Source organism: Stenotrophomonas sp. 71799_Sma, assembly GCF_056482505.1.
The window spans coordinates 3,846,138-3,863,080 of the sequence record NZ_CM151202.1; the positions used below are offsets into that span (position 1 = coordinate 3,846,138).

The 16,943-nt window shown below is 65.3% G+C and carries 18 protein-coding genes; 1 reads left to right on the top strand and 17 read right to left on the bottom strand.

Translation table 11 applies throughout. The features are described from left to right. Window positions 1-8: 8 nt before the first annotated feature. From ACZK4Z_RS17830 to ACZK4Z_RS17900, 15 genes are all read right to left on the bottom strand, one after another. The gene (locus ACZK4Z_RS17830; protein ID WP_003158651.1) at window positions 9-368 is read right to left on the bottom strand and encodes a hypothetical protein; all 360 of its coding nucleotides are present in this window, start codon (window positions 366-368) and stop codon (window positions 9-11) included. Further along, entirely contained in the window at window positions 365-1,759 is a 1,395-nt protein-coding gene (locus ACZK4Z_RS17835; RefSeq protein WP_003158650.1) for an integrating conjugative element protein, read from the bottom strand. Before ACZK4Z_RS17835 ends, ACZK4Z_RS17830 begins: the two co-directional genes overlap by 4 nt. Window positions 1,760-1,769: 10 nt before the next feature. Then, entirely contained in the window at window positions 1,770-2,717 is a 948-nt protein-coding gene (locus tag ACZK4Z_RS17840; RefSeq protein WP_003158649.1) for a TIGR03756 family integrating conjugative element protein, read from the bottom strand. Next, window positions 2,714-3,160 carry a TIGR03757 family integrating conjugative element protein gene (locus ACZK4Z_RS17845; RefSeq protein ID WP_003158648.1) on the bottom strand — a complete coding sequence of 149 codons (447 nt, stop codon included), beginning with the start codon at window positions 3,158-3,160 and terminating at the stop codon, window positions 2,714-2,716. The genes ACZK4Z_RS17840 and ACZK4Z_RS17845 overlap by 4 nt, the downstream gene beginning before the upstream one ends. Window positions 3,161-3,303: 143 nt before the next feature. Beyond that, window positions 3,304-3,798: a RadC family protein gene (gene radC, locus ACZK4Z_RS17850; protein WP_003158647.1), complete on the bottom strand. Its 495-nt coding sequence runs from the start codon at window positions 3,796-3,798 to the stop codon at window positions 3,304-3,306. A 186-nt stretch (window positions 3,799-3,984) separates the two neighbouring features. Beyond that, window positions 3,985-4,737 (bottom strand): DsbA family protein, encoded by a 753-nt coding sequence (locus ACZK4Z_RS17855; protein WP_031299380.1) that lies wholly within the window; start codon window positions 4,735-4,737, stop codon window positions 3,985-3,987. A gap of 15 nt (window positions 4,738-4,752) precedes the next feature. Then, on the bottom strand, window positions 4,753-7,623 hold the full coding sequence (locus ACZK4Z_RS17860) for a conjugative transfer ATPase (RefSeq protein WP_003158645.1): 2,871 nt from the start codon (window positions 7,621-7,623) through the stop codon (window positions 4,753-4,755). Next, window positions 7,623-8,063, bottom strand: coding sequence for a TIGR03751 family conjugal transfer lipoprotein (locus ACZK4Z_RS17865; RefSeq protein ID WP_003158644.1), 441 nt, complete (start codon window positions 8,061-8,063; stop codon window positions 7,623-7,625). The genes ACZK4Z_RS17860 and ACZK4Z_RS17865 overlap by 1 nt, the downstream gene beginning before the upstream one ends. Next, a complete protein-coding gene (locus tag ACZK4Z_RS17870; protein ID WP_003158643.1) occupies window positions 8,044-9,462 on the bottom strand; it encodes a TIGR03752 family integrating conjugative element protein in 1,419 nt (472 codons plus the stop codon). The genes ACZK4Z_RS17865 and ACZK4Z_RS17870 overlap by 20 nt, the downstream gene beginning before the upstream one ends. Then, complete coding sequence (locus ACZK4Z_RS17875) at window positions 9,452-10,384, bottom strand: TIGR03749 family integrating conjugative element protein (protein ID WP_003158641.1); 933 nt, start codon at window positions 10,382-10,384, stop codon at window positions 9,452-9,454. Before ACZK4Z_RS17875 ends, ACZK4Z_RS17870 begins: the two co-directional genes overlap by 11 nt. Beyond that, window positions 10,381-11,070: a PFL_4703 family integrating conjugative element protein gene (locus ACZK4Z_RS17880; RefSeq protein ID WP_003158640.1), complete on the bottom strand. Its 690-nt coding sequence runs from the start codon at window positions 11,068-11,070 to the stop codon at window positions 10,381-10,383. The genes ACZK4Z_RS17875 and ACZK4Z_RS17880 overlap by 4 nt, the downstream gene beginning before the upstream one ends. Beyond that, window positions 11,067-11,477 (bottom strand): TIGR03750 family conjugal transfer protein, encoded by a 411-nt coding sequence (locus ACZK4Z_RS17885; protein ID WP_003158639.1) that lies wholly within the window; start codon window positions 11,475-11,477, stop codon window positions 11,067-11,069. Before ACZK4Z_RS17885 ends, ACZK4Z_RS17880 begins: the two co-directional genes overlap by 4 nt. Before the next feature lie 12 nt (window positions 11,478-11,489). Beyond that, window positions 11,490-11,849, bottom strand: coding sequence for a TIGR03745 family integrating conjugative element membrane protein (locus ACZK4Z_RS17890; RefSeq protein ID WP_003158638.1), 360 nt, complete (start codon window positions 11,847-11,849; stop codon window positions 11,490-11,492). Window positions 11,850-11,865: 16 nt separating this feature from the next. Continuing rightward, window positions 11,866-12,099 carry a TIGR03758 family integrating conjugative element protein gene (locus ACZK4Z_RS17895; RefSeq protein ID WP_003050225.1) on the bottom strand — a complete coding sequence of 78 codons (234 nt, stop codon included), beginning with the start codon at window positions 12,097-12,099 and terminating at the stop codon, window positions 11,866-11,868. After that, complete coding sequence (locus ACZK4Z_RS17900; RefSeq protein ID WP_003158637.1) at window positions 12,096-12,476, bottom strand: integrative conjugative element protein, RAQPRD family; 381 nt, start codon at window positions 12,474-12,476, stop codon at window positions 12,096-12,098. Before ACZK4Z_RS17900 ends, ACZK4Z_RS17895 begins: the two co-directional genes overlap by 4 nt. 161 nt (window positions 12,477-12,637) lie before the next feature. On the opposite strand from ACZK4Z_RS17900, the gene ACZK4Z_RS17905 reads away from it, so the two are divergent. Next, the gene (locus ACZK4Z_RS17905) at window positions 12,638-14,008 is read left to right on the top strand and encodes a hypothetical protein (RefSeq protein ID WP_003158636.1); all 1,371 of its coding nucleotides are present in this window, start codon (window positions 12,638-12,640) and stop codon (window positions 14,006-14,008) included. On the opposite strand, the gene ACZK4Z_RS17910 is transcribed toward ACZK4Z_RS17905, so the two are convergent. Together ACZK4Z_RS17910 and traD are read right to left on the bottom strand one after the other, a co-directional pair. Next, window positions 14,009-14,758, bottom strand: a complete 750-nt coding sequence (locus ACZK4Z_RS17910; protein WP_003158635.1) for a TIGR03747 family integrating conjugative element membrane protein — start codon at window positions 14,756-14,758, stop codon at window positions 14,009-14,011. Continuing rightward, the gene (traD, locus tag ACZK4Z_RS17915) at window positions 14,755-16,941 is read right to left on the bottom strand and encodes a type IV conjugative transfer system coupling protein TraD (protein WP_003158634.1); all 2,187 of its coding nucleotides are present in this window, start codon (window positions 16,939-16,941) and stop codon (window positions 14,755-14,757) included. Before traD ends, ACZK4Z_RS17910 begins: the two co-directional genes overlap by 4 nt. Window positions 16,942-16,943: the final 2 nt, after the last annotated feature.

Sequence of the window (16,943 nt, forward strand, 5' to 3'; positions counted from 1 at the left end):
ATCTCCCTTCAGCCCTGCATCAGCAGGCTGGCTTCCAGCACCACGATGGCGAAGACGCCGGCGATCTCGCTGCGCACCAGGCGGCGCCGTGCCTGCCCATCTGTCCCGTTTTGTTCCTCGCGTGCCAGCAGCCGGCGGCGCATCCAGACCCAGCCATAGGCCGTCGCCCCATACAGGCACAACCGCCACACCAGGAAGTAGCCCGCGGCAGCCACCAGCCACTGCTCCCATCCAGCAACGCTGCCGACGAGGTAGATACCGACGATGTTGGCGCCCACGGCCGCGGCGACGAGCATCACCGCCCACAGCAGTGCCTGCCCCACGCGCCGGCTGAACAGCCAGCGCGGGCGCCACGAGGTCGTGCTCATGGCCGGCTCCCTGGGTTGCCCTTCTGCAACTGGTCGAGGCGGTCGGGCACCGGGTCGCCTTCGTAGATGCCGCGCGAGCCGGCCGCGCGCGTGCCGTGGCGCTGGATGATGGCCATCGGCGAGTTGTTGGCCAGCTCGCGGCGCAGTTCCAGTTCGGTCTTAAGGTTGCGGATCTCCTGGTCGAGCGTGTCGCTTTCGTGGTTCACCGCCGCGACCGCCAGCTGGTTCGCCGCCACGTTGGGTTCCTTCTTGCCGGTCAGCAGCGTGCGCTGGAGCAGCAACGCTTTCTCCAACACCGACGACAGCGCGACCTCCGATGCCAGGCGCCGCGCCAGCAGCTCCTTGTCCGGCTCGTCACGCAGCGCCTCGATCACGCCCCGCGTAATGGGCAGCGAGGTGCTGCCGGCCGCACGCAAGTGCTCGAACGTCGTGTTGCGCGTCCCCGAGACCAGTTCCTGCAGGGCTTCCAGTTTCTCCTCGTACTCCTCCTGGATCAGCGGCGTCAGTCCGACGCCGGGCACCGTCTCGGTCTTGGTGCAGGCATCGCAGGTGCGCTGCACCTGTTCCCCAAGCACCCGTGTCGCCCATTCGGTGGCCTGCTGCGGCGACGTCCAGGTCTGGCAGGACAGGCTTGCGCAACTGGTGGGCGCGATGGAGGACGTGTCAGTCACGCCGCGGCCGTTGACGAGGTTGTAACCCGCGCGGGTCACGTCGCCGACCACCCGGACGGCGGGCTGGCCCGCGCCACCGGCATTGCTGCCGCCGACCCAGGGCACGCCATCGTTGCCACGGCGCGTTTCGGCCTGCTCGATCGCCGACACGGCATCCGTGCTCGACACCGCATCGCGCAACGCCATGCCTTCGGCCATCTGACTCCAGCCCAACTGGCCGCCCGCCGTGTCGGCCATCCTCTCGGCCATGGCGCGGCACGTCAGCTTCGAGCGGTCGAAATCCAGCCGCGCCTGCAGCACGCCGTTGGTCAGCAGGTTGTACAGACCGGGATCGGCGCGCTGGATGATCAGCGCAGGCAGGGATGCCACGGCGCTCGTGGCGCTCTGGATCACGTTGCTCATGATCTGCTGGAAGCCGTTCGTGATGCCGTTGAGCTGGTTGCGCAGCGTGGTCTGGATGCTCATGTCGCCGCAGATGAGATTGCTGTTCCAGCCCACGCCGACCCCGATCGAGCGCATGCCGGCGGCGCGGCCCATGGATACCGCGCTGCCGCCGCCGATCGAGTACATGACTTCATCGCCGATGACGGGGCCGCTGGTCTGGAAGCCAGCCTGCGCCCACGCGAGGCCGCAGCCCAGGGCGAGCGCGCCGGCCAGCACTGTGGGGCGCAGCAGGCGGCATGCCTTGGTGGAGAGGTTCATCAGTTCAGGACGCTTCATCGCCGTACCCTCATTGGAAATCGACGCTGCCGAGGAACACCTGGCCCCGGCGTTCGCAGCACGAATAAGGCCGCCACAGCGCCCAGGCGTAGTCGCCTTGCTGGGCCTGGGTCAGGAAGCCGCTGCGCGGGAAGACCGTGCAGGACGAGGACAGGACGGGCGTGAGTTCCTGCCACTTGCCGGTCGAGGCATCGCCTTCCATCAGCGCGCCGGCAGGCCAGTAGCCGGGCCGCGAGTTCGCGAGCAGCGGCTGGTAGACGTGGATCTGCCCGCGGCGCGTGACGACATCGCCGGCGCGCTGGGCCACCACGGCGCCAGCCTTGTGGTCGTCGGCCTGGTGCAGGAAGCCGCCGCGCGGATACACGTTGCCCCACAGGTTCAGCGTGGTGCGCGCGCCGACCTCGCGCCTGCCCGGAATCAGCGCCTCCGGGTAGGCCATCTCGGGCACGTTGTAGCGCCAGGCCAGCGTGTCCAGGGTGCTGAGCAGGTATGGCATGAACGCCGTACCCGCACCCTCGCAGAAGTAGCCCGACGATGAGACGAACTGGTTGAACACCTCGACGCCGGGGTGGCCGATGACGTCCGCGTTCTTGAACTTGGCGAGATTGTTCTCGTGGTCTTCGTTGGTGGTGCCGTCTCCGCCGGCCTGGGCCGAAGGGTTGGGCGTGCTCATCGGACGAACTTCGACCCAGGGGTTCTCGCCGGTGTTGCTGTAGCTGGAGACGACCGCATCCGGGATGTAGTGGCGAACTTTGATGGACGTGCGCACCGTGCAGCCCGTCCAGGTGCAGTAGAGCCAGTAGCAGATGCCGACGACGCGGTATTCGAGGCAGTCTGGCGATGCCACTGAGCCAACGATGGTTGCGGTGTTGAGGGCGTAGCTGCCCGTGGCGCTGAGCAGCAGCACTGAGGCCACGCCAGCACGCAGGAGGCGCATCCGCTCGAAGGGGCGGGTCATGGCTGCGGCCTCCGGTGTTGCGCAACGCGCGCGACGGCACGGGCCACGTCCGGCTCGCCATAGACCACGTAACGCTGATCCACCACGACTGCCGGAATGCTGGTGACGCCCAGGCTCCAGGCGTCGGCGACGCCCTGGTATGCGGAAGCGATGCGGCGCTGGAGGCCGGCACCGCCGTTGTTCAGGCGGCGCTTGACGATGGCCGTGGCCTGCTCGGGATCGGCGGGCAGCTGTGCGGAAAGCTCGGCTTCGATGCGCTGGCCTTCATCCAGCTCGATCAGCCGCTCTCCACCCATAGTCTTGACCGGGTGGCGGCTGTCGGTGACGACCACCACATCGGCGGCGAAGGTGGCTGGGCTGAAAACGGCCAAGGATGCCGGCAGTGCAACGGCCAGGCCAAGGGTTCGCCAGCCGGATGCGAAGCGGAATAAAGATGCTGGCATGTCGCGTGCCCTGGAAGTTGATCAGAGCCATAGTCGAACGCGAACCCGCTGCCGCCCCAACAAACAATGCGCATCGCGGGCACCCCGCATACCTTTTCGGTGCTGTCGCATGGAAAAAGCGGAGGCCGAAGCCTCCGCTGTGATTACAAAAGACCAGACTCGGCGAACGAGTACGGTGCGCCTTGACCAATCACGAAATGGTCGAGTACCCGCACGTCGATAAGCGCCAAGGCCGTCTTCAACTGCTCGGTCAGCAACCGATCCGCATTGGATGGCTCGGTGGTGCCCGAGGGGTGCTGATGCGCGAAGATGACCGCAGCGGCGTTCAGTTGCAACGCTCGCTGCAGCACGACACGTGGATAAACCGAGGTCGCATTGATCGTTCCATGGAACATCGGCTCCACGGCCAGCACGGCGTGCATGCTGTTCATGAACACGACGACGAATATTTCGTTGGGCTCGGCGACCAGCTTCAAACGAAGGTAGTCCCTGACCGCTGCGGGCCGCTCAAGACGTGGCCCTGCTTTGAAAACCCGCCGCTCCAGCAACACGATGGCTTGCTGAACGATCCAGTCCTCGTTCTGAATAGAAATATCGGAAAGCGACTCCAGGCAGGAGTCATTGATGACGACAGACATGGCGAACCTCCAGGCAGGGAAATCGGAGAGCGCACATGCCCCTGGAGGGCAGGCCCTCCAGGGAATGGAACAACGGAACAAGGTGCATCCATCACCGCTGCTGCGGTGATCGTTCGCGCCCAGGATGCGAGGCGAACGGGTGACGGTCAGCGCAGCGTGCTGCGCCGTAGCCTCAAAGACCGCAGGCTACCTGGGCATGTCGCCGACAACGTCGGCAGGCATTTCGGTGGTCGGTGGAGCGGCGGCATCCTCAGCCACCAGCATGTCCATGGCCGACAGCAGTGCATCGCCTTCGATCGGCCCCTGCAACACGACTGCCTGATCGGTTTGGCGATCCTGCAGACGAATCGAAGGCGTCGCGGTCACGCCGCCCTTGGTGGCTTCCTCGGCCTGAGCGCGAATCACCCTATCCGGTCGCTCGCTGGCCAAACACTGCTCGACGGCTGGGTTGAGGCCGGGATAGCGCAGACCCTCGGGCAAGCCCAAGCCGTCGCTACGTGTGTGCGCATAGATCCATTCAATGGCCTGCCAGAACGCAGCATGCCCGCCACTTTCGGCGGCGCACTCGGCCAGGCGTGCCTCGGCGGAGGCGGCCGGTTCGTGCGCGGCCAGCGGCTGGTGGTGCCATTGCAGAGCTACGTCCGCGTTGGCACCCACCCAGCGCTTGAGCTGCGGGAAGTACGCTCGGCAGAACGGACATTCGAGGTCGGCATAGAGCGTCAGCGTGAAACGGCCCTGCGCGTTGCCCATCTGCCAGGGAGGCCCGGCCACCTGCGCGGTGCTGACCTGCGCGGGAGCCTGCAACGCGGGTTCACTGGGTGCGCGGGACACGAGCCAGATCAACAGCAGTGTGATCAGTCCAATCGCCACGAACCAGGGCCAGCGCCGATGGCGGAGCGCCTGTACCGGCATAGGAATGGAAGGACGTTTCGGTTTCACGGCATTCTCCGGCTGCTATTGCGGCAGGCCCAAGGCTGGCGACTCGATGCCACGCGCCTGGTCGATCTTCTCGGCCACCTTGAAGGCCGCGTCGAGTTCACTGATGCCGTGTTGCTGCATGAGCTGGTAACGCTCGGCTTTTTCCTCGGGTTCGGTCTGCGCGAGCGCGAGATAGAGGCTCGGTGGCACGGCCCGAAACAGCACTTCAAGGCTCTTGGAGAGGATGACGCCCTCGGTGAACTTCCCTGCTTCCTTGCGCGCGGAAAGCATCAGCGCCTTCTGCGCAGGCGAGAGTTCGCGGAACCGCGCGATCTTCTCCACCTCATCGGGCGGCATCGACAGGCAGATCCACCACTCGATCATGTTGAGCATGGGCTCTGCAGCGCGCGGCAAGTCGTCGATGTTTTGTGTGGCGAGCCAGAACCAGGCCCCCAGCTTGCGCCACATCTTGGTGATCTTCACCACGTAGGGGGCGAGCAGCGGGTTCTTGGTGATGATGTGTCCTTCGTCGGTGACGTTGATGATCGGGCGGCCCAGGTACTGATCGCGCTCGGCAATGTTGTTCACCGTGCTGATCAGGCTGATGTAGGCAATGGAGAGCTGCGCGTTGTAGCCCTCGCGGGCATAGGTCGCCAGATCGACCAGGGTGATGTCGGCTTCGGGCCACGGCGAACCGTCGCGGTCGAACATTTCGCCGTCCGTGCCTTGACAGAACATGTCCATGGCATCTGCCATCTCCAGCAGCCGCACGCGCCGCATCTCTGGCAGCGTTGGGTCCTGGCCGCGCTCGCGCAGCGCGTTGCGCACGTCGCGCGTGAGCACCGTGCGCTTCTCGGCCACGCAATGCTCGGCGGCGTCGAGGATGCACTGGCGGATGAGCGAGCGATCGGCCCGCGTCATCCGGGCCTCTTCTTTATCCTCGCCGCCGGTGATCATCAGCCGTGCGGTGATTTCCAACTCGCCGAGTACGTCGCGCTGCTCGTCCGCTTCCATGGCCGATGCATCGGGTGGCATGTCCTCGTCCAGCACATCGGCATCCAGCGTCTGCACGTCGCTCGGCGTTTCGATCAGCCGACGCGCGTCGGCGAACGGCGCCAGGCTGATGCCCGAGCCGGGGGCCAGCTTGACCCGGTTCACAGTCAGGCCCAGGCGCTTGGCGAAATCGCTGAACAAGCCGAAGCTGTTGCCGGCTTCCACGATGAAGAGGCGCGGCCGGTAGATGGCCGTGACCTGGTTCAAGAGGTTGTTGAGCGTTGCGCTTTTGCCGGAGCCGGTGGGGCCGAACAGGAACAGGTGCGCGTTCATCTGCCGATCCAGGCGGTTGAGCGGGTCAAAGGTGATCGGCCCGCCGCCTCGATTGAAGAACGTATTGCCCGGATGGCCCGTGCCCTGGCTGCGGCCCCAGGCCGGTGAGAGGTTCGCCACGTGCTGGGCGAACATCAGTTGGGTGAACCAGTTCCGTCGATCCTGGCTCGGGTTGTAGCAGCACGGCAGCCAGCGCAGATAACTGTTCAAAGGCGCGACTTCATCGTCCTCGCGCACGGGCTGCAAACCGGCGTTAAGCATCACGTTCGCCAGATCAAGGCCGCGCCGGTCCAGTTCGGCTTCATCCCGGCCGCGCAAATAGAACGCCAGTGTTCCCCGGTACAGCTTGTGCGCGCTGCCGATCAGCGAGCGGGCCTCCTGCACATCCTTGAGCGTCTGCTCCGATGCCAGTGTTTCGCCGACTGCCTTCTTCGCCAGGTGGTTCAGGTGCGATTCGAGGATGTCCTGGGGTGTCGCCACCATGGTCAGACACATCGTCGTGTCCTCGGGCATCTGATCGAACAGCGTATTGATCGCATCGCCTTTGCGGGTTTCGCCAGTCAAATGCCCCGTGCCGGGCGGCATGCGCAGCCGGTCAGTGACCAGCACACGATGCGGCATGCCGTCGAAGTGCCAGGTGCCGTGATCCGCGTCCGAGCGTGGCTGGCTGAAGAAAAGCCGCTGGCTGAAATCCCGCCCGCTCGCCAGCTCGATCTCGCCGTCTTCTGTCTCGTCGGGGTAGCGTGCCAGCGCATAGAAGCGTTCGCGGTCCTCGATCCCAGGGCCGAGCAGCGTGGGACGCGGGTTGAACCACCGCAGCAGCCAGTCATGGACGTCGGCCGCGGCCATGCGCCGGGCCTGGATGCCGGCGTTCGCCAGCCCGCCACACAAGCGATCGCAGACGATGTTCAGCATCTGCTCGGGCGTCTGGCCGCGGCGGTTCGCCTGCCCGGTGGCCCGGCGATAGACGACCATGCGCACGCGCCGCGTCTGGCCGCGCCAGCGCAGCCGTGTGACCACCGTGTCCTCGAACAGCCCGCCGGGCTTCGCTACCGCGCGCAGGTGGTGTCCGAAGAAGCGAAGGTAGAACTCGGTGAAAGCCGTATTGCGGGCGCGCGGCTGCACGTAGTCGCGCAGGGTCTGCATGTACTGGTCGAAGCTGGGTTCGTCCTGGGCGTAGAGCTGGAGTACCCAGGGGTTCTCGTCCAGTTCATCGAACGAGTCCTGGAGCGCGTTCTCCAAGGCGTCGCGGGCATGCGCGAGCCAGCCGGGTTCCCGGCCCTCGGTGCCCAGCGGCACCAGCTCGTAGAACGCCGCGACCGATTGCCCGTCTTCCAGCAGCATCGACTTCGACTGGGGCAGGAACTCCACCCAGGGCAGGAATTCCGCGAACGACGGCGCAACGTCGTACAGCGCCTGCTCGTCGGCCACGGTCGCCGGCCTGTGGCCATGGACCGCCGTGCCGGGTTCGGGGATGCCGGCCTGACGCAGGGCCTCGACGTGGCGCTGCCAGCCGTCCGGCTGCTCGTCATCGTCTGCGTCGGATGCAGTCAGCTTCGGCCAGGGGAGTTTCCAGCGCATCAGTAGTCCTCCACGCGCTCGCCGGGCATGGCGTACTGCACGCGCTGGTACAAGGGAAAAACCGTCGTATAGCCCGGCACGGGCACCGGGTCCGTGCCTGCCAGGTGCGGGTACACGTACATCACCAGGTCGGGATTCGGCAGGCGCTGGAACTGGCGATAGACCTCGTTGCGCGCTGTGCGCGTGTAGCGCATCTGCTCGGCGGGCGCGGCCTGTACATCCATCTCGGTCAGCGGCCGGCGCAGGCTCTGGCGCGCGTCGAGCAATTGCCTGCGTGCCACCTGGCCGGCGCCACCGCCGCCGTCACCGGCGTTCTGCTGCCAGATGTCCATCATCGTGCTGTCGCCGTGGGGCAGCAGCTTTTCCTTGCTGGTGGCGCAGCCGCCGAGCACCGCGACGGCAAGGGCCAGCGCCAGGCCCTTATTCAAGTTCGAGAGCATGGCTTTCTCCTGCACGGTGATCGACCTTGCGACCTTCGGGATCGAAATCGATGGCGAGCGGCTTTTCGAGGTGGACGGCGACCTTTGCGCCGGGTTGGACATAGACGGCGGCGAAGGCCTGGCCGTACAACTTGTTCACCCAATCGGCCATGTCCCGAACGCCGCCGGCCAGGATGCGGCCCACGGCTTCGTTGCCCGAGATGCCGACGCTTCCGATGGAGCCATCGGCGCCCACGTAGGACATCTGACCGCTGTCGCTGTCGATGAGCGAGGCGACGCCGGCACCCGCCGCGGTGATCAGCGCCTGTGAGCCGAGGTACTGCTGGGCGTTGCTGCGCCGCTCTCCGCTGACGCAGGGAATGCCATAGGGGTCGCTGATCCAGCCCAGGCCGTCGCGCTGCTGGTTGTTCTGCTGGTTGCCCTCGCGGTCTTCGGGAATCGTCCGAATGGTCCCGTCATGGAACACAAAGGTGATGCTGCGCACCTGGCCGCGCACGCAAGAGAGCGTCCAGTCACCCGAGGCCGTGCCGGAAAACACGGCGCCCGCCACGTCGGGAATGTCAATTCCGTTTGCCGTGAGGTTGTCGGGACCGACCAGGACTTTGAACGGATACGGATCGTTGACCGTACCGTCGATCGGCACGCGGCCGATCAGCGCCGTCATTGCCACCGATCCCATCAGCGTCGAGTTGGTCGGCACCGTATAGACCGGCTTGGCGCTCTTGACGCCTGCGGCGCGGGCGCCCGCGTTCGCCACGGTTTGTGCCGTGGTTTCCAGCGTGCTCTGCGCGGGGCCGAAGCTCGTCGGAAAGCTCATGCCGCCACCCGTGCCACGACTGCCGTTACGCCCATCAGTGGGCTTCGCGTCGTCCGGCTCGACCCAGCGCACGCCGCCTTCCATGCCTGCCTCGTCGCCGTTACGCAGCCCCAGGCCCACGGGTAGATCGGCGTGGCCGCCGCCGCGCCCGCCGATGCCTTCCAGGCGCCGCTGCAGGTCGGCGAGCAGTCCCTCGGTCTGCTGGCGCTCGCTGGCTGCCTGCTGCTGGTCGCGGCGCAGGTTGGAGCGCTCGGTCTCCAGCGCCGAATTGATGCGCTGGTCGATGGCGTTCTCGCGCTGGCGCAGGCGCTGGTTCTCTTCGCGCTGAGACTTGTTGTCCAAGAGCGTGGTCTGAAGCTCGGTGCGCAATTGCTTCACCTGCGCCACCAGGGTCGCCACGGTATCGCGGGGGGTATCGCCCTCGATGCCCAGCGCCTTCATCTCCTCGGGCGTGAGCTGGGCGCCGGCATCGGCTGCGGGCTGTGTCGACGTGCTCCCACCGGAGAACAGCCGGATGGCGACGAACAGCACCAACAGGGCCACGGGGATCATCAGCCACTTCAGGAGTCCGTTACTGCGCATGGCGAGTCTCCTTGCCATCCGCGGCCTCGTTGTCCCGTGTCTCGATTTGCGGCTGCGGCAGATGCGCAGCCGGGTCGAAGCGGTGGATAGCGGGCAGCAGCGACTGCGCGAGGCCACGCCCGCGCGTCACCAGGTACAGAACGGTGGTGTCCTCGGGCGTTCCGCGTGGACCCAGCGCCTCGTGCTGGAAGCTGGCCGTGAGGAAATCGCCTTGCAGCACACGCGGGTCGAGGGTGATCCAGCCGCTGCTGCCGTTGGTGAGACGCACGGCGGTGACCCACTGGTCTTCCAGCCGCCACGACGCGAGCGCGACCGCGCGCACCGGCAGCGTCGGCATCAGCGTGGTCAGGTCCATGTCGCGGCGCAGATTGACCCGCATGACACCCGGCAGCGCCTCGACCGTACGCAGCGGCGCATAGAGGTTCTGCGCGGCGAAGCGCGTCAGCGCGACCGAGACCGGGGTTTCGCGCCGCGCCGTCCGCGCGCCTGCCTGATTCTGGGTGTGCGCCGGGGGCGCGTCGGCACCCTCCGGCTGATCGCCATAGCGCGCCGGGGTGCTGTTGCCCTCGACGATGCGCACCGGCTCCAGCTCGGCTTCGCCGTCCTTGGCCGGCTCGGCGGCGATGTCCAGCAGGATCAATGCGCCCGTGTCGGCGTCCTGCAGTTGCAGCCGTGTTGGTTCGATCGGCGCACTGGCGCGCAGGTACACCGCACCGCCCGCGCTCTGCACGCGCAGACGTTCGCCCACGCCGGCAGGCACGCCCACGCGGACGTTCCTGTCGATGAACACGATGCGCTCCTGGCCGACACGCAACGGCACGGCCAGCGGCAGACGTTCCCAGCGCAGGATCTCCACCGCATGGGCGACAGGTGCTGCGACTACGACCAGCAGCCCCAGCAGTGCGAGTACAGGATGCTTCATGGGGTTTCTCCTTGGGGCGCTTGCGGAGCCAAACCACCGGGCGCCGGGCGCGTCGGCTCCGGGGCGCCGATGCGCTGCGGCGCCCCTTCGTAGCAGTCGAGTACCAGGCCGAACGGGTTGCGGGCGGGATCGATGTCCACGCGCGTGACCTTGATGGGGTAGCGCACCAGGGCGCGCTTGACCTGTTCCGCGCCGTAGTACTCGTCGGCGCTGATGTCCAGTGTCACCACCCAGTCGCGGTCGGAGACCACGCGCACGCGCGTCGTAGGGTCGTCGCCGTAGCCACGGCCCGGGATTTCGTAGATGCCGCGCACGCGCTGGCGCAACTCACCCGTGCTGCGGCGGTAGTCGTAGTCGGCTCGCAGGAAAGCCTGGCAGGACGGCGTGAGATACGGCGAGAGTGTGTGAAGGTTGCGTGCGTAGTCCTCTTCGCCATTCGTGGGCCAACGGTGGAGGGTCTGAAACACGTAGAACGTGAACGCATAGACCGATTCGGGCGGCACTTCCCACCACTTGCGGGTACTGCCGGAGCGCAGATCAGGCGGGACGTGGATGGTCAGGTCGCGCGGAGCGCTCCACCAGCCGCCGCCCATCACCAGGGCGACGATGACCAGCGCGCCAGCACCCAGGCGAAGCGTCTTGATGTGCGCCTGCAGATGGGTGATCTCGTTCTTGAAGCGGCTCATCGTGCCCCCCTTGCAGCAGACCTTCGGGTGGTCCAGAAGCCGGAGCGTGAGATCAGCACATGGCCGCCCACCCAGCCCGCCACCAGCGGATAGCGCGTGGCGATGCGCCACTGGAGTTGCCGATACAGCCAGGTGTCGGGACGCCCACGCTTGAGGCGACGCAGGATGCCGCCCCCGATGAACACGCCGAAGGCCACGCCCAGCACGACGAACGTGGGCGCGAGCGCGATCGTGCGGAACACCCAGGACAGCGGCGCACCGACCAGCAGGCCGGCGGCACCGGACAGGCCGCAGCAGATCCACAGCTCGTCGGCGGTGAGGCCGCGCACGACAACGGGATGGCGGTTGAGCCGGTGCGGAAGGAACGTGACCGTCCCGTCAGCACGGACGTGCTGCTGCTCGGACATACCGGCCTCGCCTTACAGGATGCCGGTGGCTTCGGTGAGCAGCCAAATGCCGATCACGAGCAGCACCGCGCCGATGGCGACCGTGAGGCCGAATTGGCCCCAGGTTTTGCGACCAGTGTGGATTTCCGCGTAGGTGCCGTAGGCGTGGTAGCACACGCCAATGAACATCGACGCCACAACCAGCAGGGCCACGAGCATGATGATGTCGTAGCCGTAGTTCCTGATCGTCTCCATGATGCCGCTGCCGGCGCCCCGGGTCGGGTTCTCCAACTGCGGCAGGCCTTGCGCGAACGACAGCGCCGGCAGCGCGGCGGCGCCCAGAGCCACGGTGGTGCGCTGGACAAAACGGGAAGTGAGGATGCGGTTTTGCATGGTCAGGCCTTTCAGGTCAGGAGAGGAGGAAGAAACTCAGGACGAGGTACATCGCGACGAAGCGGATGCAGACGCCGAGGAACTGGCGCTGGTTGAGGCGGCTCTCGGACCACCCTACGTAAGCCGTTCGGATGGCCCAGACGCCCCAGACGAGCAGGACCGCGAACACGACGCCGACCAGGACGGTCGCCATCGCGGAAGGCGCGATGCCGCTGTTGGCTTGAAATGCCGAGACTTGGGCGCCGTTCATGGCTTGGCCTCCGCGGTCGTCGGCGATGGCTCGACGGCCCGCTCGGTGCGGTAGTCGCCGGCCAGCTCGGCGGGGTCGCGCGGCTGAGCACGCGAAGGAGAGAGGTGCGCCTGGATGCCGGCGCGCACGCGCGCTAGGTCAGCCAGCAGCCGCGGGTAATCGAAGTGGTAGCGCTCGCCCGGCTGGACGGGAGCATGCGCGGCGCTGTCGGCGACGGTGCGCTCCAGCGCGTCGAGCTGGCGCAGCGCCGCGACCAATTCCTGACGCTGCGCGGGGGGCTCGGCCAACGCCATCGGGGACTGGCCCAGCAGGAGGGCCGTCACGAGAAAAGTGGGCACGCCGCGATGCGCGGCACGCAGCCAGGTTGAAGCCACCATCGCGCCATTCCTGTGTGATCAGCAATGGCTCGATCGTGGAGATCAGGGCTGCTTTAGGCCGCAAACAATAGGAACCCGCGGATGACCGGATTGATGGATGCCGAGGCTGTTGGTGTCAGCCTGGGCTATCCTGCGGTCAGAAGTAGATCGAGGAGGAATTTATGGGGCTAAAGACCGAGCTGAAAGCTCTGGTGGATGAGTTAGATCGCGTGCACAAGGGGGCCACTCCATGGTCCGAAGAGGCCGGCATTCCTGATTTCATCACCGCTGAGAACGGTATGCAGCGGTACTTCACCAAGAAGGCAAGAGAGGCGCTTGGGCAGTTCTCCAGCACCCTCCATCAGAATCGGACTCTGAACTCAGTGAAGATCGAACCCGAGGCCTTTCAGAAAATTGCCCGCCAAGCCGTTGCCGATATGCACGCCTCGGGTGAGCTTTCGGGGTTTGATGAATGCGATCAGGGCGGGCTGCTTCCCAAACTGAAATTGCTTATCGAGGAACGACTCGCAAGCATCACCAACGAACACACGCACTATTTCCCTGCCTGGACCCTGGGCATGGAGAGGAAGTCTCCGTTCTCCCTCGGCCCGGTGACATTCTTGAATAGGTCGGACTGGATAGATTCTGTAGATTTCCCTCAGCAGGGAAAGGATCACTATCTGAACCAACCAGAGGCGAACCACCGCTGGAAGGAAATTCTCAAGGATGCCTTGCAGAAGGCCAATGATGGCTCCTCCATCGAAGGGCTGGCCAACGCCGTCTACAGTGCGATAGTCGGATGTCCAGCCTTGGTCAAGGTAACAGTCCGTGGCTATGAGCGTGAATTCTCACGCAAGCTGGCGAGATTGGTTGGCAAGACAGCGCTTGACGCTATCTCTCTGGGCTTTGGAGCCCCCGAGTGCTTCCTGCAACAGGCGCTTCAAGACGAGCGCCTACCGCCTGCGGGTAGCGATCGCCTGGTCGAAACCAAAGGGTTTCTGTGGTTGCCTGGAAGCTCGCTCGGGAAGCGGATTCCTTCGCAACCTCCTGAACGAGTAAGGCAAGCGTTGGATGACATGACATCTATTCTTCCGGCATTCGCGGCGATCCTTGATGGGCTGCTTGATCCATCGAGTCACCCGCATCCCAAGCTTGCCAATCGATGGGCTACTGCGCTGGATTGGTTCGGCGAAGGAAACCGTGAGTTAAGCGATGCTATAGCGTTGGCGAAGCTCGGAACCTGCCTGGATGTACTGAGCTGCGGCGGCAGGAACGGCGGTATCTGTAAAATGGTCGTGCATCTGACCGGAACGAGTGACGACACGCAGGTAATACGAGGCAACCGTCCTCGCACGCTGAAGCAATTGGTCAAGGACATCTATGACCATGGTCGATCGCAGATACTGCATGGCACGCACTACGACAGACTGGAATCATTCGCGGCAGAGCGGCAGTATGCAGCCTACCTCGCACGGATCGTATTGATTGAGTGCGCAGTGCGACTACAGCGTTATGGTGGTCCAGATGATGACGGGGCGTTCAGCACAATATAGCTAGAGGTACTTTTTGAAGCTCCCCGCAGTCAGGGATATACCCAGTCCAAGCAAGGCGGTGCTCGGCAGCAGGATCAGCAGCGGATGCACCGATACCGGCAGCGCCAGGTACGTCACCCAAGGCAGCACGGCCAGCGGCATCAGGCTCGCCTTTGCGCGGTGGTAGATGAAGCCGGATTCCCGGCCCGCGCCGAAGCGCCGCACGTCACGGCGCACCAGGCCATCGATCAGACCTACGAATGCCGCCGTGAAGATCAGTGGCAGGGTGAGCACCAGGACCAACAGACGCACGAGAAAGGTCAGCGTCGTGAACGCTGCCGCAATCAGGTAGCTCTCGGTCCAAACATAGACTTGGCTGATGAAATAGCGGAAGTTGCGCGTCTGGCCCTGGCTCGACGCACGGGCGCGCTCGGCGGTCTGGCTCATGCGCTCCAGCAGCCCCGAACGCACGAACACCCATTCGTAGCCGGTATCTACCAACTCGTGCGCTGTGCGCCCCGGCTCCTGCACGATCACGCTGCGCGTGAAATGGCTAGACAGGTGCCCCAGCTCGTACTGCAGCATCTGCTGGGAGTGCCGCCAGCTTTGATCCTTCCAGAACAAGTGCATGCCCACGCACTCCATGACGATGGAGAACAGCAGCGAGCCGATCAGTACCCCAAGCAGCCGAAAAGGCAGCGTGATCGTGCCGATGACCAGACCCTGGCGGCGGCCTTGCTCCCTTCGTGTGGTGCCGGCGGCATCGCTCATGGTGCGGCCTCGTCTCTGGCCATATCGCCCGTGCCGGAGGCAGGAGCGTCGGCGGTGGCCACCTCATCGAGCAGGTCATCGGGCAAGGCCGTGTCCTGCAAGACCGGGGAACTGGTGAACTCCCACCACTGCGTGGCCTCACTGTAGCTCTGGCGCATGTAGCCCGCGAGTTGTTGCAGATCCTGCGGCATGACCTCATCGGGGTCCGGTGCCGGCAGCGGCATGCGAACCTTCCAAAGCTGGCCGCCCTGCAACAACGCGAAACACTGACCCTTGGGTAAGGCGACGACGTGCGACGGCTCGATCATCGGCACGCTGGACATGCTGATGCGGTCCTGCGTGTTGCTGGTGAAATCCGTCGCCCCGCGGATGTCGGAGCTGTCGGTCGCGCCGGAGACGATGGTGGTCGTATAGACCTCGACCTTCGGCAATTGCCGGGTCAGCAGTTCAGCGGTGGCCGTCTCGCGCACGCGCAGCATGAACAGGTTGTTGAAGTTGCCGATCACCTGACCGGCCTTCGCGCGGTTGCCGATGCGAGCCTCGATGTCCGAAAGGGTCTGGGTGTACGCGGTGACTTGCAGACCGGCGCCGCCGCCTTTGTTGATCAGCGGCACGAACTCGTCACCCATGAGTTCATTGAATTCATCCGCGTGGACGTTGATCGGCACGCGCGTGCCAGCCGATGCGCCCGGCAGGCCGTCATCGATCCCGTGCTTGTAGATATGGCCTGCCACCGAAACGAGATCGCTGAACATCGAGTTGCCGACCGCTGCGGCGACCTCGGCATCGGATAGCGCGTCCAGGCCCACATAGACGACGGCGCGCTTTCGGATGACCTGCATCCAATCGAAGATCGGGCGGGGGTCGGCCAGGTCGGAATAGTTCGGCGCCAGAAGCTGGGAAATCTTCCCGCTGGTGAGTTTCTCCAGCAGCGGCAGCAGCGATGCGACGATCTTGTCGAAATACGTCTTGTCGTAGCGAACCGCCGAGCGCAGGCCGTCGAGCACCGGGTCATAGTTACGGGCCTGGGAGAGGTACTGCTCCAGCGCCACCACGCGCTTCTCGCGCCCAATCATGTTGCGCGGGATGTTCTTCTCGTTGAGCTTGGCCTCGATCTGGACGATCACCTCCCAGGCCTTGGGCTCGGTCTTGGCGAAGTAGTGCTGGGCGTACTCGATGAACAGCGCGTCGATGTTGATGACGTGGCGCTGGATCAGCATGTAGTCCGGGCGCTGGCCCAGTTCCACCAGGGCGCGGGCGATGATATTGACGAAGCGCCACGCAAACTCGCGAAATGCCGCGCTGTTGCCTTCCCCGGAGAGCTGCCCTGCAACACGGGTGGCCACCTCGCTGATGCGCCCAAAGCGGCCCACAGCGTTGTAGCGCGCGGAAATGTCGGGCCAGCCCAAATGGAAGACATAGAACTCACCCTCACGACCCGCGCGTTTGGCCTCGACGTACACCCGCTTCAAAAGATCGGCATCGCCCTTGGGGTCTATGACGATGACGACCTCGTGCTCGCCGTCGGCGTTCTTGCGCCGAATGTCCTGGGTCACAAACAACTCGGCCAACCGCGTCTTGCCCACGCGCGTGGTGCCCAGCACCAGCGAATGCCCGACGCGCTCACCCAGCGGCAGGCTGACGTCCACCTCATCGGGTTCGATGCCGTGCAGGCGCGGCAGGCCGCCCACAGGCGGCAGCGGGCGCACCGGGTTGAAAGACACATCCCAGCCCGTGAGCGCGGGCAGCCGAGACAGCGGGAACGGCGCGAACTCCAGCCGTTCCTCCAGCCTGCGCGCCAGCCGGTAGGCCGGCGTCAACTCGACGTAGCGGCGAAATTCCGGTCGGTACGTCTGCATGAGCCGATGGGTGTGTTTCTGCTCCCACAGAAACCCGCGCCCCACGAACAGACGCTGCTGGCTGACCGGTACGTCCTTGCTGGTCATCACGTAGCGCGGCAAGCGGCGAATGTTGCGCCGGTAGCGCAGGATGACGCGGGCATCGCGGTAGCGGATGGCACCGTAGGCGCAGAACGCCAGCGCACTGCCGACGCCCATGGCCGGACTCAGCGCGAGCGACCACGGGGCCACCAGGGACAGAAACGCGGCGCCTGCACACGCCGCGACGGTATAGAACTCCACCGCTGGGCGCAGCAAAACCTCGACCGGCTGTTTCCCCGACATGG

Bases quoted from the DNA above. Each gene is read 5' to 3' on its own strand.
- ACZK4Z_RS17830 (WP_003158651.1), bottom strand. From the start codon at position 368: ATGAGCACGACCTCGTGGCGCCCGCGCTGGCTGTTCAGCCGGCGCGTG.
- ACZK4Z_RS17835 (WP_003158650.1), bottom strand. From the start codon at position 1,759: ATGAAGCGTCCTGAACTGATGAACCTCTCCACCAAGGCATGCCGCCTG.
- ACZK4Z_RS17840 (WP_003158649.1), bottom strand. From the start codon at position 2,717: ATGACCCGCCCCTTCGAGCGGATGCGCCTCCTGCGTGCTGGCGTGGCC.
- ACZK4Z_RS17845 (WP_003158648.1), bottom strand. From the start codon at position 3,160: ATGCCAGCATCTTTATTCCGCTTCGCATCCGGCTGGCGAACCCTTGGC.
- radC (WP_003158647.1), bottom strand. From the start codon at position 3,798: ATGTCTGTCGTCATCAATGACTCCTGCCTGGAGTCGCTTTCCGATATT.
- ACZK4Z_RS17860 (WP_003158645.1), bottom strand. From the start codon at position 7,623: ATGCGCTGGAAACTCCCCTGGCCGAAGCTGACTGCATCCGACGCAGAC.
- ACZK4Z_RS17865 (WP_003158644.1), bottom strand. From the start codon at position 8,063: ATGCTCTCGAACTTGAATAAGGGCCTGGCGCTGGCCCTTGCCGTCGCG.
- ACZK4Z_RS17870 (WP_003158643.1), bottom strand. From the start codon at position 9,462: ATGCGCAGTAACGGACTCCTGAAGTGGCTGATGATCCCCGTGGCCCTG.
- ACZK4Z_RS17875 (WP_003158641.1), bottom strand. From the start codon at position 10,384: ATGAAGCATCCTGTACTCGCACTGCTGGGGCTGCTGGTCGTAGTCGCA.
- ACZK4Z_RS17880 (WP_003158640.1), bottom strand. From the start codon at position 11,070: ATGAGCCGCTTCAAGAACGAGATCACCCATCTGCAGGCGCACATCAAG.
- ACZK4Z_RS17885 (WP_003158639.1), bottom strand. From the start codon at position 11,477: ATGTCCGAGCAGCAGCACGTCCGTGCTGACGGGACGGTCACGTTCCTT.
- ACZK4Z_RS17890 (WP_003158638.1), bottom strand. From the start codon at position 11,849: ATGCAAAACCGCATCCTCACTTCCCGTTTTGTCCAGCGCACCACCGTG.
- ACZK4Z_RS17895 (WP_003050225.1), bottom strand. From the start codon at position 12,099: ATGAACGGCGCCCAAGTCTCGGCATTTCAAGCCAACAGCGGCATCGCG.
- ACZK4Z_RS17900 (WP_003158637.1), bottom strand. From the start codon at position 12,476: ATGGTGGCTTCAACCTGGCTGCGTGCCGCGCATCGCGGCGTGCCCACT.
- ACZK4Z_RS17905 (WP_003158636.1), top strand. From the start codon at position 12,638: ATGGGGCTAAAGACCGAGCTGAAAGCTCTGGTGGATGAGTTAGATCGC.
- ACZK4Z_RS17910 (WP_003158635.1), bottom strand. From the start codon at position 14,758: ATGAGCGATGCCGCCGGCACCACACGAAGGGAGCAAGGCCGCCGCCAG.
- traD (WP_003158634.1), bottom strand. From the start codon at position 16,941: ATGTCGGGGAAACAGCCGGTCGAGGTTTTGCTGCGCCCAGCGGTGGAG.